Annotated in this window: 13 protein-coding genes, 1 pseudogene and 1 other annotated feature; of the genes and pseudogenes, 6 read left to right on the forward strand and 8 right to left on the reverse strand. The window is 65.0% G+C overall.

All coding sequences use genetic code 11. The features are described 5' to 3' along the window. Positions 1-2: 2 nt before the first annotated feature. From ACGFNU_RS44175 to ACGFNU_RS44185, 3 genes are read left to right on the forward strand one after another with little or no spacing between them, the layout of a single operon-like run. Positions 3-395 carry a hypothetical protein gene (locus ACGFNU_RS44175; protein WP_392602652.1) on the forward strand — a complete coding sequence of 131 codons (393 nt, stop codon included), beginning with the start codon at positions 3-5 and terminating at the stop codon, positions 393-395. Between the two features lie 7 nt (positions 396-402). After that, a complete protein-coding gene (locus tag ACGFNU_RS44180; protein WP_392602653.1) occupies positions 403-1,929 on the forward strand; it encodes a hypothetical protein in 1,527 nt (508 codons plus the stop codon). Positions 1,930-1,959: 30 nt separating this feature from the next. Beyond that, positions 1,960-2,331, forward strand: coding sequence for a hypothetical protein (locus ACGFNU_RS44185; RefSeq protein WP_392602750.1), 372 nt, complete (start codon positions 1,960-1,962; stop codon positions 2,329-2,331). 207 nt (positions 2,332-2,538) lie between these two features. On the opposite strand, the pseudogene ACGFNU_RS44190 reads toward ACGFNU_RS44185, so the two are convergent. The 3 genes and pseudogenes from ACGFNU_RS44190 to ACGFNU_RS44200 form a co-directional block, all read right to left on the reverse strand. Then, positions 2,539-3,054: pseudogene (locus tag ACGFNU_RS44190) on the reverse strand (barstar family protein); the annotation flags it as partial. Positions 3,055-3,342: 288 nt separating this feature from the next. After that, positions 3,343-4,404 (reverse strand): AraC family transcriptional regulator, encoded by a 1,062-nt coding sequence (locus tag ACGFNU_RS44195; RefSeq protein ID WP_392602654.1) that lies wholly within the window; start codon positions 4,402-4,404, stop codon positions 3,343-3,345. Between the two features lie 20 nt (positions 4,405-4,424). After that, positions 4,425-5,537 carry an LLM class flavin-dependent oxidoreductase gene (locus ACGFNU_RS44200; RefSeq protein WP_392602655.1) on the reverse strand — a complete coding sequence of 371 codons (1,113 nt, stop codon included), beginning with the start codon at positions 5,535-5,537 and terminating at the stop codon, positions 4,425-4,427. A gap of 2,171 nt (positions 5,538-7,708) precedes the next feature. Here ACGFNU_RS44200 and ACGFNU_RS44205 point away from each other — a divergent pair. Then, positions 7,709-8,479, forward strand: a complete 771-nt coding sequence (locus ACGFNU_RS44205) for a transposase family protein (protein WP_392602656.1) — start codon at positions 7,709-7,711, stop codon at positions 8,477-8,479. Between the two features lie 7 nt (positions 8,480-8,486). On the opposite strand, the gene ACGFNU_RS44210 is transcribed toward ACGFNU_RS44205, so the two are convergent. From ACGFNU_RS44210 to ACGFNU_RS44225, 4 genes are all read right to left on the reverse strand, one after another. Next, positions 8,487-8,696 carry a hypothetical protein gene (locus ACGFNU_RS44210; RefSeq protein WP_392602657.1) on the reverse strand — a complete coding sequence of 70 codons (210 nt, stop codon included), beginning with the start codon at positions 8,694-8,696 and terminating at the stop codon, positions 8,487-8,489. A gap of 312 nt (positions 8,697-9,008) precedes the next feature. Continuing rightward, complete coding sequence (locus tag ACGFNU_RS44215) at positions 9,009-9,338, reverse strand: integrase core domain-containing protein (RefSeq protein ID WP_392602658.1); 330 nt, start codon at positions 9,336-9,338, stop codon at positions 9,009-9,011. Next, on the reverse strand, positions 9,322-9,585 hold the full coding sequence (locus tag ACGFNU_RS44220) for a hypothetical protein (protein ID WP_392602751.1): 264 nt from the start codon (positions 9,583-9,585) through the stop codon (positions 9,322-9,324). Before ACGFNU_RS44220 ends, ACGFNU_RS44215 begins: the two co-directional genes overlap by 17 nt. Beyond that, positions 9,526-9,657 (reverse strand) — a sequence feature (AL1L pseudoknot). (Overlaps the previous gene by 60 nt.) Continuing rightward, positions 9,612-9,935, reverse strand: coding sequence for a transposase (locus ACGFNU_RS44225; RefSeq protein ID WP_392602659.1), 324 nt, complete (start codon positions 9,933-9,935; stop codon positions 9,612-9,614). Its footprint overlaps the feature before it by 46 nt. A 654-nt stretch (positions 9,936-10,589) precedes the next feature. Here ACGFNU_RS44225 and ACGFNU_RS44230 point away from each other — a divergent pair. After that, positions 10,590-12,863 (forward strand): NB-ARC domain-containing protein, encoded by a 2,274-nt coding sequence (locus tag ACGFNU_RS44230; protein ID WP_392602749.1) that lies wholly within the window; start codon positions 10,590-10,592, stop codon positions 12,861-12,863. Positions 12,864-12,972: 109 nt separating this feature from the next. Next, on the forward strand, positions 12,973-15,711 hold the full coding sequence (locus tag ACGFNU_RS44235; protein WP_392602660.1) for an NB-ARC domain-containing protein: 2,739 nt from the start codon (positions 12,973-12,975) through the stop codon (positions 15,709-15,711). Between the two features lie 70 nt (positions 15,712-15,781). Here the strand turns inward: ACGFNU_RS44235 and ACGFNU_RS44240 are convergent, their stop codons facing one another. Continuing rightward, complete coding sequence (locus ACGFNU_RS44240; RefSeq protein WP_392602661.1) at positions 15,782-16,675, reverse strand: S-4TM family putative pore-forming effector; 894 nt, start codon at positions 16,673-16,675, stop codon at positions 15,782-15,784. Between the last annotated feature and the right edge of the window lie 359 nt (positions 16,676-17,034).

Below are 17,034 nucleotides of genomic sequence, written 5' to 3' on the forward strand. Positions count from 1 at the left end.
ACATGACCCGCCAACGCACATTCAGACAGCCCCAGATCGCCGACCTACTCGAAACGGCGCACCGCGACCTCACCCAAGCCGTCTCAGCGATCTCCCCACTGCTCGCCTCCGCCGAGGGCTACCTGAGCTGGGGATCTGCCCAATGCGAGGCAACACTGGCCCGCGACGCCGTCCGCAGAGCCCCCTCGTTGCCCGCCGAATCCTCAGTGCCCCAAGACGACCAATCGACCACGAGCCCGGCCACCGGATCGTTGGCAATGCGCCTGCGCTCGGTGGCCACCACCACCGAGCGAACCCTCTTGCGGGCGGCTGACATCGCAAGCGACGTCGATGACACACTCGCCTGCCTGACCGCCGCGCTGCACTGCGCCCGGCTCCGCGACGCCCTGCGGTAACCGCCCCGTGGCCACCTTCGGGGACCTGCTCTCAGTGGCGGACGCTCACCGAGACCGCCTGCTGAAGATGCTGAACGAGCCGGGCATCGCCCAAGCCGCACAACACCCGACCACGCTCCTACAACTCCACCGCCTGACCCGCGTTCTCCTGCGCTACACCGACCAGGCCGCCACCGGATTCCACACCCGCGATGACCAGCCCGGCCTCCGGACCGCCACCCGACACACGAGCGACCTCCTCAACCAGGCACAACAACACCTGAGCTCCCATCTCCAGGACCACCCCGACCGCACAGCGGAACCCGACCATCCGAGCCTCGCCGACTGCGTCCGCGCCACGACCCTGGCCCTGGGCTGCGGCCTCGACCTACTCACCTCCCACATCCCTGAATCACCGAAGAACTCCCCCACCACGACCGACAACGCCTCGGTCGTAGCTGCAGGCGATACTGCCCGCTGGCTGATGCACACGACCAGTACGCATGCCGCTGCGGCAGGTCATCTCGCCCTGCGAGCCGGACCAGCTCAACACCCAGCCGGACGAGCACTCCTGAAGGCCGCACTCATCTCTCAAGTGTTCGGGAACGCCAACGCCACACCAGCCAGCGCACTAGCCCTGAACCGGGTACCAGATCGGCTGGGGCCCACGGGCTGCGAAACCCTCACCGAGACTGCTGCTGGCATCGACGCCAGCACGCGCCGACTGCGCGCCGCCGAAGCCACGCAAACCGTCACCACCTGGCGCTATCTGACCCACACAGCCGCCATCACCTGCCACATCAGCGATCGCCTGGCTCACCGACTCGCACTCCGCCTCAACGAGCTCGGCGAAACCGAAGCCGCCATAAAACTGCAAGCCGCGACCAAGCCCCTCAGCAACTTGACCCAGTACTGGCGGCCCACAGTCCGCACATGGGCCGAACTCAGCCCCCACGCCGACCCGCCTTCCACCGGCCCAGCCGTCGACGCGAGCGACCTGATCATCAGAATCGGACGACTCACCTTCGACGACTCCGAATGGACACCCGGACACAGATCGACCAGGCGAGTCCGCCCACTTCACCGACTGGCCGCCGACCCCACCGAGGCAAGCCTGACTGGCACGGCGCTACTGAAGGCCGTAGAAGCAAGCCTGATCATCACCGACCAACACTACGCAGCGGTCAACGACATCGCCGCGCTCGGCAGCCTGCGTTCACGCGCGCGCGGCTCGCCAGCCCACAACCACCGCACCCCTGTCGTCGCACACCAGCTACTCGCCCGCTACGAGCAACTCCAACATCTCGGCCGAACCGCCGTCATGGAACTCGGAGCCGCCCTCCTCCAGATCACCGCCCAGACACCAGCCACCACAGCCGGGATCTCCTTGATCGTGCGCCGCTCCGCCAGTTCCTCCCGGCCCACCGCACACACCATCAGCGACTTCCCATGCTCCATCAAAGAACTGCTCTCGGACGGCCGATCCATCAGATCACCAACCCCACGACATGGCCTCTCACCTGCCCCGGCTCCACTACGCAGAGCCCAACCCTGACCACGACCGGGAAGAAAGGTCGCCAACCACGTGAACCACGACGACCAGACAGAGGATGACCTCAACCTCTCCCAGCACCTAGAACGCGACATCAACGGTCTCAGCCAGATCTTCACCGCCATGCGCGCACTGGAGCTCACCCACGTCATCGACCCTCGAGACCGAGATCCGGCCGACTACAAGATGCTCGTGGACGACATGACAGCAACCCTGCGGCACCTGACTCGAACCCTGCTCGCCGCGAAGCACCAGGGCAGTCACCCCGTCGTCGTCTCCACCCACGACTTCCCTCCCGACGGCGCCATCCCGATCGGCGAGGTCACGCCCAGGCAAACGATCAAGCATCCCTCCACCGCTCCCGCCCCTGGCACTCGACAACAAGGCACCAAGCCACCGACCTAAGTTGGCCAGTGAGCGCTCAAGACGGCTGATTGGGAGACCCTCGCAGATGTCGTCGAAGAACGACATCTCTGGACCAGGGTGTAGCGGTACCGCGGTGGCGGATCGCTGGTCACGCGAGGGTGACGTGCATGCGGCCCTTAGCCAGAACATCGAGGACCTCGACGAACACGTCGAAGGGCCAGCCCTCGGGCTCAGGGCTTTGGACAGGTGCTCGCGTGCGGTCTCCGCGTCCCGCCAGAGCAGAGTTGCGGGGCCGGTGTAGCCGAACGAGCCGCCCAGGCAGTCGTCGAGGGCGTCCAGGTCGGCGCCGAAGTAGCCGCTCGGCCCGTTCACCGCCTCAGCAAGCGCCAGGTAGAGGCCCGGCTCGTCATTGTTGGACCGACCGTCGAGTTCGTAGGCATGCCCAGTCGGCCGGGCTCGGTGGGTGCGCCAGCAGCCTCGCTCTCGGACGAGGTCGAGCCAGACTTTGCGATGCCGGGTGTCGAGGCCGGCCCAGGTGCCCAGGGTGTCCGGCGGACCGGTGAACCAGCGCTCCCAGATCGACCGCGCGTGTTCGGGGACGGGTTCGAACTGGCCCCGGTCAAGCTCAAGGTCGATCAGCCCTGCCCCGGGCCAGGCACTGACCTTGGTCCACCACCAACGAACGGTGAGCAACTCGCCCCGGTGATCCCATATCTTCAGTGCGACCTCCTCCAAATCCAGCGCCCGCCGGGTGCCCTTCATCAGCGCCGCCCACAACCGATCACTCTGGGCGAACCCCCGCAGAACGAGCGGGCGTGCCACCCGCTCGGGTGGCACGATGCGGGTGAACTCCCGGCAGGACCCAGCCACCGGTGCCCGTCGTGCACCCGGACGGAACCGCAATGCCCCTCGGGCGGCTCCAGATAACCGTCCAGGCCGGTGAGCACGAGACCAGTTGCCCCAGGGAGATTCCGAGCCCTCCACGTCCTCCAGCAACCACGCCTCAGCCTCGCCCTGCCGGGCGGCCGCTTTACTCCTGGCCGTCGTTGGTCAGGGCCGCGGCCAGTTGAGTTTGAGGGTCTGAGTGGGAGACTCCCCAAAGCGCTGGCGGTAGTGTGCGCCGAAGCGGCTCAGGTGCAGGTAGCCGGCCTCGGCGGCGATGCGGCTGATGGTGTCCGGGCCTGGGCGTGCCTGCCGCAGGGCGTCGCGCGCATGGTCGAGGCGGACTCCGCGCAGGAGTTGGGTTGGAGTCACGCCCCATCGGTCGCGGCAGATGACTTGGAGTTGGCGGATGCCGATGCCGGCGGCCGCAGCCATGTCGCTGACACCGATTGGCCGGTGATAGTTGGCATCGACCCAGTCGCGGATGATATCCGCCAGGTGATGTGGGGCGCGGCGCGGTGCTCGGGCGAGCTGACCTGTGGCGGTGTGCGGTAGGCAGAGCAGGATGGCGGTGAGCAGGGATTCTTCCAGGCTGCGGGCTGCCAGCGGGTGGAGGGCGCCGGTTGCGGCTTGATCGAGTACGCCGCAGACATGCCGCCAGGTTTGTTCGACGATCCGCGACGGCGCCAGACCTGGCTGGCCCGAGCTGTGAAAACGCAGAGGCTGGCCGGGCTCATCTTCCAGATAGGCGGTGAGGTAGTCCGACAGACGTCCGGTGCTGGTAGCGATGACCAGGCACCCGTGCTCCGGATGTGGTGTCATGCGCATCGCCTCGTCGTGGGAAAGGACCAGGCTGATGTCAGCGACGTCGTGGGTTTTGCGGCGTCGATACTCGACTCCCATTGGCGCCATCGGTGCGCACATGGCGAACTCGCCCTCGGTCGGCGGGGTGTCCACGATGACGCCGCCCCCTCCGTAGCGCACCCACACCAGACTGACCGCGCCGACGGTAGCGGCATTGACAATGCCGTCCAACGGTGCTTGAGGCTCCAGAGGCTGGAGGTCGTGGCCAACGGCGAAGGGTTCCACCTCATCGTGGAGTTCGGTGATGTCCGTGCTAGCGATTCGACGATGATTCGACAACGGCGGGATCGGCGTTGGTGCTGGTGAGCCCAGCAGGCCCGCCGTGCTCAGCTGGGCTGCGGGGGCGGCCTGGATGCCTTCGGACACTTCGCTGCTGTGAGATCGAGTCATGGTGATGAGGCGATGTCAGGGCCGGTGTGGATACGGCGGGTTTGGAGTCTGGGCATGACCTCGGCCGCGAAGTAGCCGAGGTCGTCGGTGTAGTTCAGAAAGGACAGGGCGATGCCGTCGAAACCGGCGGCGGCGAAGGCCGCGATCTGGTCAGCGACGTCGTCGGGGTCACCGACCAGAGGGCAGCTGCCGTGTCCGGCGGCGAAGCGGCCTCGGTAGGTCTGCAACATCTGGGGAGTGAACGATTGTGCGTGCAGGCCTTGGAGCCGCATCACCTCGTCGACGGCCGGCCAGTCGGCGTGCTCATCGGAGTAGTAGGCCAGGAACTCCTCAGCCTGTCGGCGGGTGGGACGGCAGACCACGTGGCCCAGGGTGTACACGCCGACCGTCCGTCCTTGGGTGGCGGCCTCTTCACGGATTGCGGTAACGACAGCGGCACCGTCTTGAGGGCCGCCGACGACGGTGAAGGCGCGGTCGGCGTTGCGGGCGGCGAAGGAACGCCCTTGAGGGGAGGACCCGGCGTTAATGATGGGGATACTGTGGCCGTTATAGGGTTTGGGATTTCCGATCACGCGTTTGAGCTGGAAGAAGCGGCCGTCGTGATCGAAGGGTTCAGCGCTGGACCAGATCCGTTTGACGATGTCCCACCATTCCTGTGCCAGAGCATAGCGGCTGTCGTGATCGTCGGGCAGGGAAAGACCGAGCATCTGATACTCAGGTGCGTGCCAGCCTGCGACGATGTTGAGGCCGACTCGTCCGCCGCTGACGTGGTCGGCGGTGGCCAATTGCTTGGCTGCGACCACGGGGTGGTGGAAGGCGGTGTGCACGGTGGTGAAGATCCGAAGCCGGCGTGTATGGGCCAGCAGTCCGGTAGCCCATGTCAGCGGGTCTAGAACACTGTGGTGGAAGTCGGTGTGCGGGCCCCAATCGGTCCACCGAGCGACAGGCAACAGGAAGTCGATGCCGACCTCATCGGCCAACCGTCCCAGACGCAGATTGTTGTCCCAGGTCGCTCGCCACCGTTCGGGCACGGTGGTGATCGCCAGGCCGGATTCGGTGTTGGGAGAGAACAAACCTAGCTGAAATACCATTGCCGTCCTCGCCTTCATCCACACTGCCCGCATGCCGAAGCCTATGGCTCCAGTATCGGTGGGTATAGCTGCCGAGGGCAATCGGTCACAAGTCGCAGAAGGGCTCGTCCCTAGCTTCGGGGAACGTTGAGCGGGACTGCGTTGACATGGGTTGCGGCCATGGCACCGGCAACGACGCTGCGATCGGATGGTCACCGCTCAACTTCCAACTATCAGTAAAGATCCGAGGTGGTGGCGTGGCGATGGACTGTCTGAACGATCTCCATCCGGTGCATGGCTTGGAGATACGGCGTAAATACTGATCCGGTTCTGCGAGCCGTCGGCCGATGCGATCTGGCGGGCGAGCAGCAGTGTGACCTCGGCGAGGTGGACCCCGCACGATTGCTCGCCCTCTCCTCGGCCGGTCAGCCCAAGTTCTTGATTCGGTTCTATCCGTAATTCGAATGTCGGCCAGCGGTGACAATCTGGTGCGGCACATGTGCAGCGCGGGATCTGCACTTGGACGGAGTAGCCTAGGTGTATCATGTGTCATTCCCTAAGGTCAGCCATGAACGGTACCGGTTCTCGCCGCCGGAGGGTTGCGACGGCCCAAGCGAAGTCAGGTCGAGGATCGACGAGATCTTGTAGGTGCGATGTGCCTGGGCTTTGAAGCTGGACAAAGCCCAGACACATCGCACCTTTTCGGCTCGGCGTCAGCTATCGTTGACCGCCCGCGCGCCTCCGTTCCGTCCTGCTCGTCGGTTCATCCGGTTGCGCCCGCGACGAAGGGGCTTGCGGTCCTCGCCGCCAGGGCAGCGCCTCCAGCAGCAACTCCGAAAATCGCACGTTGTCGTTGAGGCGGCTTTGATTGCGGTGTGCGCGCCATGCATCCACGACCGCTCTGGCGAGGTGTACGGCGATCATGACGCCCACGACCAAGGCACTGACTCCAGCGACAAATCCTGCGATATTGCCGATGGCGTTGGCACCTGCGTCAGCGGCGACATTGCCGATTCCGGCCGCAGTCGACGGCCGGAGAGTTGCGGTTGCGCAGGCGATCTCGCAGTTCCGGCCGCTGATTCCTGTCAAGCCCATAGAGCCGACGGCGTCGCTCAACGCCGCAAGTACCACCCTCGATGGGGGCCAGGCGCTACCGGCGGGTATGATGGAGCCAGCAGCCGCGCCTTGTTGAGTACAGTCATACATGCTGTTGCTCGGCATTCCTTTCATGGAAGTGAGCGGACAGGAGGCGGCCGTCTCCCCGTGAACTGTTTCCCCAGTGCTGGGAGGCGGCCTCTTTCCTATTCGCGAGGCTCGCACAGTGATTCATCTCGAGATGCCCCGCACTCCAAGCGGTGGCCTGGCATCGCGATCAGTCATCGGCGATCGAGGTAACGCTTCAGGCGTCTGGCGATCCCTGCCGCCGTAGACGACTCGGATCACAGCGCATGCGTCCTTGGCGGGTACCACAGAGGTGGGGGCGAAGCTGACTCAGCTCGATCCATCGATCCAACGACCGCAGTCGACCTTCCGGGCCTCTCTTTCCGTGGCATAGTTCGCGCGGCCGGATGCGTCCGTTCGCGGAACCTCCTTGCCGAAGATCGTGACGGCCGCATGTCGCCTCTCTCGTGAACGCGGGCAGAAAGGGCTCCCGACTGGTCGGCGGGTGGGGGATGCCCCCTCAAGACAATCGATGACACCTGTGTCTCGCAGTGGCAACCTGGGCACGTCGCCTCACTGCGGGATCCACAACTATGCCGTACCGACCGAAGTCCGGCAATGCGTAATCCAGATACTCAGGTTCGTTCTTGATGCCGGGCGAAAATCTATGCAACCCGGGAGAAGGTTGACAACCTCACCCCTATCGATGCATGTCGAGAACATTTTTATAATTTGTCCACTTTGTCGGACCTTGTCCGGTGGGCGCGAGGCCCGGATGGTGCCACCGGAATACGGCAGAACGGGTCACAGGCTGAGGTAGTTGCTGGTCAGCGTCGTTAGCGGCGGCGAGCGCGAATCGACCAGTTGCCAGGCGGAGGCTGTTCGGCCAGGGTGATGCGGGTGGCATACACGCAGTGAGCCTTTTTCGCTTGCGGCGGGGAGGCCGCTGATCACGCCGTGATCGCGGGCGGTGTGTCATGCCTGAACATGGCGAAGCCCCTGGTAGGAGAGGTGATCACCACAACCTCCACCCCGACCAGAGGCTTCGCATGCTGTTGTATCGTGCTTCGCTGCCGTTGTCGCGTTCGACCCTGAAGTACGTGACCGGAGTGGTCCGCCGGCACCGCACCGGCCTGGGCGGCAAGGCCAGGGCGCTGCCGCCGGGCAGCCAGGCGCTGATGGTGCTGGTCTACCTGCGCAAAGGTGAGACGTTCGCCGAGCTCGGTGCCGGGTTCGGGGTGTCGACCACGACGGCCTGGCGGTATGTCAACGAGACCGTCGAGCTGCTGGCCGCACGCTCGCCCAAGCTCGCCCAGGCGCTGCGCAAGGCCACCGAGGACGGGCTGCTTTACCTGGTGCTGGACGGCACCCTCATTCCGATCGACCGGGTTGCCGCCGACCGGCCGTTCTACTCCGGAAAGCACAAGAAGCACGGCATGAATCTGCAGGTCATAGCGGCCCCGGACGGGACCGTCGTGTGGGTGTCGGGCGCGCTGCCCGGCGCTACCCACGATCTGAAGGCCGCGCGCATCTGGGGCATCTTGCGCGCGCTGGAGACCGCTGGGCTGCTGGTACTGGCCGATAAGGGCTACAACGGCGCGGACGAACCGCTGCTCACCCCGTACAAGGGCAAGGACAAGCCGGAGCCGCAGAAGGACGCCAACCGTTCCCACGCTCGCCTGCGCGGGCCCGGCGAACGCGCAAACGCGCAGCTCAAATGCTGGCGGATCCTGCGAAAACTCCGCTGCTGCCCGCACCGAGTCGGACACCTCGCCAAGGCAATCCACGTCCTACAGACCCGCGAAGCTCACGCCTCCTGAAAAAAGCTCAGTGTGTCTTGCGCGCGGCTGGGCCGACGGTGTCGGCAGCGAGGGTGGCACGGTTCCAGGTGGCGCGGTGCAGGAAGAGCCGAGCAGTGAGGCGGACCGAGTGGTGTTGGCTGCGGCGGATGGTCTGCTCAGCGGCGAGGGCCTGGCGAACGGCGCCGTCACCGACGGCATTCACGTGATCGGTGAGCAGGCTAAGGAGGTAGAGCATCACCTCTCGTCGAGTTCGGGGCAGGCACCTGGTTAGTCCCAGCGCTCTTCTCCGACCCCGTTGTCGGCGAACGCGCGGACGTTGTCGTTCACCTGAATCCGGTGGGCGATGTCGAGCCGGCTGGCGACAGAGGTGCTCGAACTCTTCGGCCGATAGAGTCTCGACGTTCACCGCCAACTCCGTGACGATGGCGTCCTGCTCGTCTTCGCTCAACGGTTGAGGGTGGTGGCCGGGCGCCAGTCAGTGAGGACATCCATGTGCTCGCGGGCACCTCACTAGATCATGTGAACCGTCCCGGTTTCGACGGAGGCGCTACATTATGGCTGTGACCTGTGGTTCTGTGTGGTTGTGGAAGTAGCTGGCCTCGTACTCATCAGGTGGGACGTGGCCGATCTCACCGTGCAGCCGGGTGGTGTCGTACCAGTCCACGTAATCGGCGGTGGCCAACTCGACGCCGGTGAGGTTCTTCCACGGCCCACGCGGTTTGATCAGCTCGGCCTTGTAGAGCCCGATCGCCGGTTCCATCAACGCGTTGTCGAGTGCGTCGCCGACGGTGCCGATGGAGGCGTCGATCCCGGTCTCGATCAGATGGGTGGTGAAGTGGAAACTGGTGTATTGCGCGAGTTCAACCTGTCGCTGCAACACTGGCTTGTTGGCTCGAGCGTAGCTGCTCCTCTAATACCTCGGCCGGGGTGCGCCAGCCGAGGATCTTGCGGGCTCCGTAGACTTGGTAGTTGTCGACGAAGATGCGAGTGATCTCGGTCTTGAGCCGCTCATCGCGGACCGCCCGGGCCGAGGCCGGACGCGACTTGACGGCGTAGTAGGTGGACGGTGCGATCTTGGTGCCGTGCTCGGTCAGCACCCGGCAGATCGGCTCGACCCCGAACACCTTGCGGAACGCGTCGATGAACGCGATCAGTACTTGTGTGGCCGGTCGAGCTCGGCCGCGAAGAAACCCGCTGCAGCCTTCAAGATCTCGTTTGCCCGTTTGAGTTCGGCGTTCTCCCGCTTGAGCCGCTTGAGCTCCGCCGACTCCTCGGTGGTCGCCCCCGGCCGGGCACCGGCGTCGACTTCGGCCTGGCGCACCCAGCTGCGTACCGTCTCGGCGTGCTTGATACCCAGCTTGGCCGCAACTGCCTTCATCGCCGACCACTCACTGGGATAGCCCGGACGCACTTCGGCGACCATCCGGACCGCCCGCCTGCGCAACTCAGGCGGATAGGGGGACTGACGTGCCATGACTCGATCCTCTCAGGGAAACGAGCCTCCATCCGAACCGGAGCGCTTCAATGATCCAGGTCGTACCGATCATGGGGCGCTGAGGCGCGAGCGAGCTGAAATGGCCTCTGTCGTCGTAAGGATCAATCGTCGCGGCGGGTTCCTGGCCGCAGGAAACGCCGTGTGGTCTGGCTCTGCAGTCACGGCCTTGACCAGGGAGATTCACCGCTGATCGCTGGCAACCGCGGCTGCGTTGAGGCACCGGTTCCCGGCCAGGACGAGGGAGCACGATTCGTCCCCCCAAGCCAGTGCGTACTTGCGGGTGAGGGGCTAGATCACCGGAAGCCGGGTGTACCAATGCTCACTCCCCTGCCTATCCTCAAGGAGGCGGCCAGCGGTGCTCGGGATTGATCCGGCCAGCTTTCACAACTCAAGCGTTAGATTCTCAACTCTCTTGAAAAGTCAGAGTCTCTCTTGAAAGGTCAGAGTCAAGATCGATTCCTGGGAGGACTGACAGGCATCGCAAAACCGTGCATCATGGGGTGATCCCGCACCGGCTCAGAGGTGAGGGTCTAGATGTCTCGGTCCGATCGCCAGTTCCTAGTGTCAATGTCGGCGCTGACACTCGCAGGCGTTGGCCTGGTGGTGGTGTTGGCCACGATCCGGGGGGCGGCTATGGCCTGGGTTCAAGTAGTAGTCGCGGTCTGCAGTGCCGTAATCACGGTCACCGGGTGGGCGTTGGCATCGCGATCGCAGCGAGACTCTGCTGGCGGGCCGGCGAGGCTCGGCTCCACTTCCCGCCATCTTGTCCGCCCCGTCGAACTTCCACCGTCCTCAGGGTACTTCTTGGGGAGGGACGCTGAACTCGCACATCTGAGTCAGACATTGACAAAGAGTCTCGGCTTGGAGGCGCCTTCGGCAGTAACGATCTCTGGCCCAGGCGGAATCGGAAAAACGACGCTGGCCGTGGAACTGGCGCGCCGACTCGCCGACAGGTTTCCCGATGGCCAGCTGTTCGCCCACTTGACCAGGCTTAGGGCGTCGCCCGGAGACCCAGACGCGATCGTCACACAAGCCTTGACGGACTTCGTTAACGCCCTCCAGTCTCAAGACAAGACCGTCCCCTCCACCCTGGAGGAACTTCTGTTCCGCTATCGGACCTTGACGCGGCACAGCCGAGTTCTGGTCGTCCTGGATGGCGTCCCCGAGGAACTGGATGTATCCCGGTTGCTGCCTGCTGGGTCCAAATGCGGAGCGATCCTTACCGGCAGGCGCCCGGTTGCAGGGGTGGAGTTGCCATCGGAGCAAATGTGTGAACTGAGCCGCCTCGCCCAGGGCGACGCGGTAGACCTGCTCCGACAAGAGACCGGCCGTGATGAGCCGATGCTCTTGGAGCTAGCCGATCGATGTGACGGCCACCCGTTGGCGCTTCGGCTGGCCGGGACCGCGTTGGCCCAGCGGCCACAGTGGGAACCCCATCCCCTCAGCAATGCATTGGAGTCGATCGACCACCCGGACACCCACAGACCTGAGCCGTTTGATGCCTTCTACGCCTTTCTCGCCGATAAAGAGCGGCTGGCGTTCCGGTGCTTGGCGGTCATGCCTGACCATCAATTCGTTCCGTGGATGCTGGCGGCGGCCGCTGATGTCGATGACGACGAGGCCCGGCTGTTGGGGGGCAGACTGGCCCATCTGAGGTTGATCGAGCGTTATAGCCCTGAACTGTTCTCCGAGCCGCGTTACGTGATCGACGAGGCGGTGGGCGAATACGCACGTCGCCGCGCCAACATCGAGGACAGTCCGGTCGACCGAGACAGCAGGCGGCGTCGGCTCCGCAACGCCGCCAACCAGCGACGTTCGCAGCGCGCAGACCATCCGCACGTACGGCGCTTGGTGTTTCCTCGGCTGGCATCGGGCAATCTCGGAGAAGCTTGGATCGGGGCGCGAGCAGCGCTCAGCGCCGCACGAGAGACAGGGGATCTTCACGCCGAAGCCTCTGCGACAGTCGCCATAGCCGAGGTATCAGCCGAGTTCGGCAATCTAGGCGAAGCCGAGCAGCTCCTGCGGCGCAGCATCGAGGCAGCCAGCGCGATACCACCCGCAGGCGCCAGGACGGACGACGCCAGCGCCGGCGCCGCCGCACTTGGGCCAGCATCCGGTGCCGTGATTGACGGCGAGTCCAATGGCAAGGGCCCGGTCACGACCGCCACGCTAGCGCGCGCCCACCGCTGCCTTGGTCAGGTGCTGCGCCGCAACCAGCAATGGGAGTCGGCGGCCCAGTCCCTCGACGCAGCCGTCAAGCTTGCTCGACGCGACGGCGAACCGGGCGAACTGGTCCGGGGGCTGACTGAAAGGGCTGTGCTGGCCAGCCATCGCAGGCAAGGCGGCGCCGCAGTCGCAGATCTGCAAGAGGCCGAAGCGCTCTGCACAGGAGCGGGGAAAGCACAGCTGTCAACGGTATGGTGGGCACGCGGCCTCTGCCTGCTACAGGAAGGCAAGCTCGACCAAGCCGCACAAGCCTTGACGCATGCTAGAACCCATGCAGAGCGGCCAGATCACGCGTTGTCGCTGGCCCAGCTCTTCTACTGGTCAGCTGTGACCGAGTTGGGCCGGGAGAACTTCCAGGACGCTCGGACGCAGGGCACCCAGGGTCTCATCGCCTTCGACGACATGCGCCATCGCTATGGAGCCGGCCGATGCCGTCACATCCTCGGTCTGGCAGCGCTGCACCTGGACGACCCGGACGAGGCGGTCCGCCTGCTGCAGGAGGCGGTAGAAACTCTGCAGACCTGCGGTGACCCGAACTCCTTGCGAGAAGCGCAACTGTCTCTCGACCGTGCCCTCGGCGCGCTGGACTCCAGAGCCCAAAGCGCCTCCAGTGAAGCCAGGGTCCCGCGGGTGGCCCCTCTCACAGGGTGGGGCGAGCGCCTAATGCGGGCGAGGCATTGATCCGGTCTGTCCGACACAGATGCCGCTGAGGGGATGACAAGAGCGAAGAGCGCAGCCGTGCGCACTCGCTATGGGTGGGGATCGGACGCACGCTCCGGACGAGTTAGGCGTGAAGGTGCACAAGACGCTCGTTGCAGCGAGTACGGTGCTTGCCGTCTCGCTCACGCTGTACATTGCGCAGGCCATTGCGTCCGACACGACATCGAGCAACTGGACGCTGCTGGTGTCGCTGGCGGTGTCGTTGGTCGCCCCCGCCCTCCTAGTGTTGGTTGTCCTGCGCATCGTCGTCGTCGTGGTCCGACGTCGAAGCCCGGCGAGCGGCCTGCTGCCGACGCATGAGCAGCCGGTGCCTCGAGCCGCAGCATCAGATCTCACCTTCCGCGGACGCGAACGCGAGTTGCGGCTGCTCCTCGATCGGCACGAGGAGCAGCGGCGGGCACTGGCGCAGCCGGAAGCCGGGGCCCGCCCACGGCGAGTACCTGCCAAGATCCTCATCTACGGGCCACCCGGAGTCGGGAAGAGCGAGCTGGGCAGGGTCCTCGCGCGCCGCTTGGCCCCTCACTACGACACGGTGATCTCGGTGCCCATGGGCGAAGTGGGCCTTCCTGTGGAGCCGGGCAAGCTCCTTGGAACCATGCTGGACAAGCTCGGATATCAAAGCTCGCTGCAGACCGACCCCGGCGAACGTCGAAACATGTTCCGCAGCGTCACCGACGGCAAGAGTGTCCTGTTCGTGTTCGACGGGGCTCGCGATGCCGATCAGATCAGAGCAGTGATGCCATCCGAGCCGAGGTGCGGCGTAATCGTGACCAGCCGCTTCAACCTGGGGTCGGCGCTGGAGGCCAAGCCGCTGTGGCTCGACGTGCCCGACGAGGCCGAGGCAGCGGAGATCATTCGCGCCTATCTGCCCGCTGCGGAGCGCGGCCACTTCGACGAGGTCGCCGAGGTGGCCGCGTTGTGCGAGCGGTTGCCGATGGCCTTGCGATCAGCGGCCGAACTGGCGGCCGAGAAAGAGGGCGGCCTCCGGGAGGTCAAGCGCCATCTGGACAAACCGAGCAAGCGGATTGAACGCCTGGCGCGGCATGGCAACATCGGCGAACGCATCCAGACCGCCTACGACACCTCGCTGACGCCACCCGCACAGCAGGCGCTGCAGATGCTGGCCTTGCTCGAAACACCGACGTTCGTCCCTTGGGCACTGCAATCACTGCTGGACATCACCCCGCAGCAGGCCAACGAGCTGATCATTGAGCTCGCCGACACCAGTCTGGTCGACGCCCTGTCCGCCCGCGAGCCTCTGTCACCTCAGCCGGACCAGTCGGGGTTCCCACGCTTCCGGCTCAGCCCCCTGGTCCGCGTCTTCCTGAGCAGCCATCCCGATTTTCTCGGAGAGGAGGAGCAACGGGCTGCCTTGGGCCGGCTGTACTCGGCGTCAGTGGTGGGGGTGGAACGGGTCCTGCGGGCGCTCGGAGAGATCACCTCCCCACCCGCTGCTTCGACAGTCCAGGAGTACTGGCTGCCCTCACCCACAGGGTGGGAACACAAGGTCGCTGCGAACGCCGAGCACTGGGTTCGGCTGGAGCTGAATCTGCTCGTGGAGGTCGTGCTTACAGCGCACGAGCAAGGACAGGATGAGGTGTGCTGGCGCCTGGCATCCTGGTTCTGTGATCGTGTCACAGCCGAGGTGAACCATAAGCGCATGGCTTTGGCGTTCAGCGCGGCGCTGGTTAGTGCCGAACGCTCTGGCGACACGCTGGCTGTCATCCGAGTGAGGCGCTCCTACGGCGCGTTCCTTCTGGTGGCCGAGCAGTATCTGGCGGCGTTCGACCAGCTGTACACGGCGGCCTCTCTAGCCGAGGCGGCCGCCATGCCGTTGGAGCAGGCCAGGCTCTGCCACGAGGCTGGCCATGCCTGGCAACGACTCGGCTGTCAAGGGAACGCTCGCGACGACGTGCGCTTCGCCGAACTGGCGCTCGCGCGGCAAAACGACGAGCGACTGGCCCATCGCGTCCGGCTTTTGTCCGCCGAGATCCAGGCACGGAGCGAACTGGAGCAGTGGCATGTTACCGGCCCGGGCCCCGGCAACGACCAGCCGAGATTTCAGGAGCTCATCGTCTTGGCCGACGCGTGTGTCCGACGCGGTTCCTGGCCGGAGGCAGATATGTATCTGGCGCAGGCCGAGCAGGAATGCGCTGAGGAGCCAGCGCGATCCGCATACCTGTACAGCCGATACGTGGCGCTGCTGCTGCGCAAGAAAGACGCCGAACCTGGCTCCGGTTCATTGCTCACGCCGGAGGAGCCTGCCCTCGACATCGCCGCCGACGGCGCTGGCCAGATTCCTCACGCAGAGGAAGACGGTACCGCGGGCCAGGATTTGGTGGCCGCCGCAGTCCGCTACGGCGAACGTGCGGTCGCCGCAGCACGCCGGTTCGGGGGGATCGGGGAGATCAGGGCTCGGGTCGTGTTCGCCGAGGCGCTGTTGGCCTCCGGCGACACCGCCACATGCGAGGTCCAACTGAACAAGGCCACGACCGTCGCCGACTGCCAACCTGTCCGGTTCGTTCAAGTGCAGCAGGCGGAACTGAACCGTGTCAGGGGCATGCTCGACTTGCAGTCGGGCCGACCCCAGGTCGCCATCGACCGGCTAGAGCGCGCCCTGCAGGCCTTCATCCAGCAAGGCGATGCCTGGTGCCAGGCCCGGACCCGCCTCTTTCTCGGCGAGGCCTACCTCAGCCAAGCCCAGCGCGACAAGGGGCTGGCCAGACTGTACTGCGCCCTCGAAAGCTTCAATGCCTGCAAGGACGAGCCCAACGCCCGGCGTGCCCGCAAACTGATCGAGGAAAGCTAGCGACGCCAAGACCGAAGGTTATCCCCCAGGAAGACCGGCCGACACGTGAGCCGTCTGCGCGGACGCCGGCTCAGCTGCGTCCATGTGCCTGCACGACCTCAACGAATTCGTTCATCGCTGCCTGGAAATCACGCCGATCCTGACCTTGAAACCTGGAGAAGAACCAATCCGGGACACGCGGCACTCGCTGGCGCGTGAGCAGCAGGACATCCTGAATCTGGCGCGCGAGCGCCTCCAGTTCATGGTCGGGGGCGCTCCGATCAAGACGGCCGCGCAGCATAGTCAGCACACGCTCTCGATCGGCCGCCACAGAACGCTGCCCGCGCGCAGCCTCCAACCCCACCAACAAGACACCCAACGCGGGGATATACCACCGGAGCAACAGCTCACCGAGCGTCATCTGCGTCAGCACGCCGACGGCCACCCCGGCAATCACCCAAAACGCTAGAACAGTGACCAGCACGTTGGCATAACGGCGGCGTACCCGAGCACCCCAACCGAGATTCTGTACCTGGCAGGCGAGCACATCGTAAGGAGGCACCAAAGCGGGAACCTCGTAATAACCCTGCAGCCTCGAGTCCTGCCCTTTGAACCGGCTGCTCAACTGGCTGACTTCTTGAGCGCCAACCTGTTCTCCAGCCAAGGGCCCATTCCATGGAAGCCTAAACAGCCGGACATCAAAGGCCTCCTGCACCACCGCCGCCCGCCGCAGCTCACGATTAGCCCAGCCGGCCAAACCCGCCGTATAGGCCAGTGCCCACAGCACACCGATGACCGTGACGGTGGGGGCAACGGCATCCACGAACGCCGCCACCAGACCACCACCCGCAATGCCCACAGAAACGATCATCCGGAGGCCTTCCAGGCGCTGGACGCGCTGGTGCGAGATCGTCATCGCCCGCAACAAGGTCAACATCGGCTCCGCGTCCTGCCGAGCGATGATCGAGGACTGTGGCTGACTCACGTGCATCTCCATCCACCCGCAGTTCCGCGGCACTCCCGAGGGACGCCCACGCCTGGCCCGGCGCCAAGTAGGACCAATCCTCTCCTCGTAGCATCGATCAGCGCCATAGAGCAAAAGGGTGGATACCTGCTTTTACTACGCGGCGATCATCCGATATGTTCCGTTCGATGCGTCTGATGTCCGCCTGGTAAAGGGTTGCTCGAGCTGCGGCTCGCACGCAACAGCTCCACTTTCGGAGGTCTGGTGAGCGGTCGGCCTGGACCCTCGGGGGAGATCACATGGGATGAGTACCTGGGTGATGCCGCCACGTACCATGCCCTGCTCCTATGGTGCCAGGGGCAAGGCCTCGAGCTGATCAT

Origin of the sequence: Spirillospora sp. NPDC048911, assembly GCF_043198015.1 — a bacterium.
GTDB lineage: Bacteria > Actinomycetota > Actinomycetes > Streptosporangiales > Streptosporangiaceae > Spirillospora.

Coding starts and splice junctions, on each gene's coding strand:
- ACGFNU_RS44200 (WP_392602655.1), bottom strand. CDS start 5,537: ATGAAGGCGAGGACGGCAATGGTATTTCAGCTAGGTTTGTTCTCTCCC.
- ACGFNU_RS44175 (WP_392602652.1), top strand. CDS start 3: ATGACCCGCCAACGCACATTCAGACAGCCCCAGATCGCCGACCTACTC.
- ACGFNU_RS44225 (WP_392602659.1), bottom strand. CDS start 9,935: ATGGCACGTCAGTCCCCCTATCCGCCTGAGTTGCGCAGGCGGGCGGTC.
- ACGFNU_RS44205 (WP_392602656.1), top strand. CDS start 7,709: ATGCTGTTGTATCGTGCTTCGCTGCCGTTGTCGCGTTCGACCCTGAAG.
- ACGFNU_RS44210 (WP_392602657.1), bottom strand. CDS start 8,696: ATGCTCTACCTCCTTAGCCTGCTCACCGATCACGTGAATGCCGTCGGT.
- ACGFNU_RS44230 (WP_392602749.1), top strand. CDS start 10,590: ATGGCCTGGGTTCAAGTAGTAGTCGCGGTCTGCAGTGCCGTAATCACG.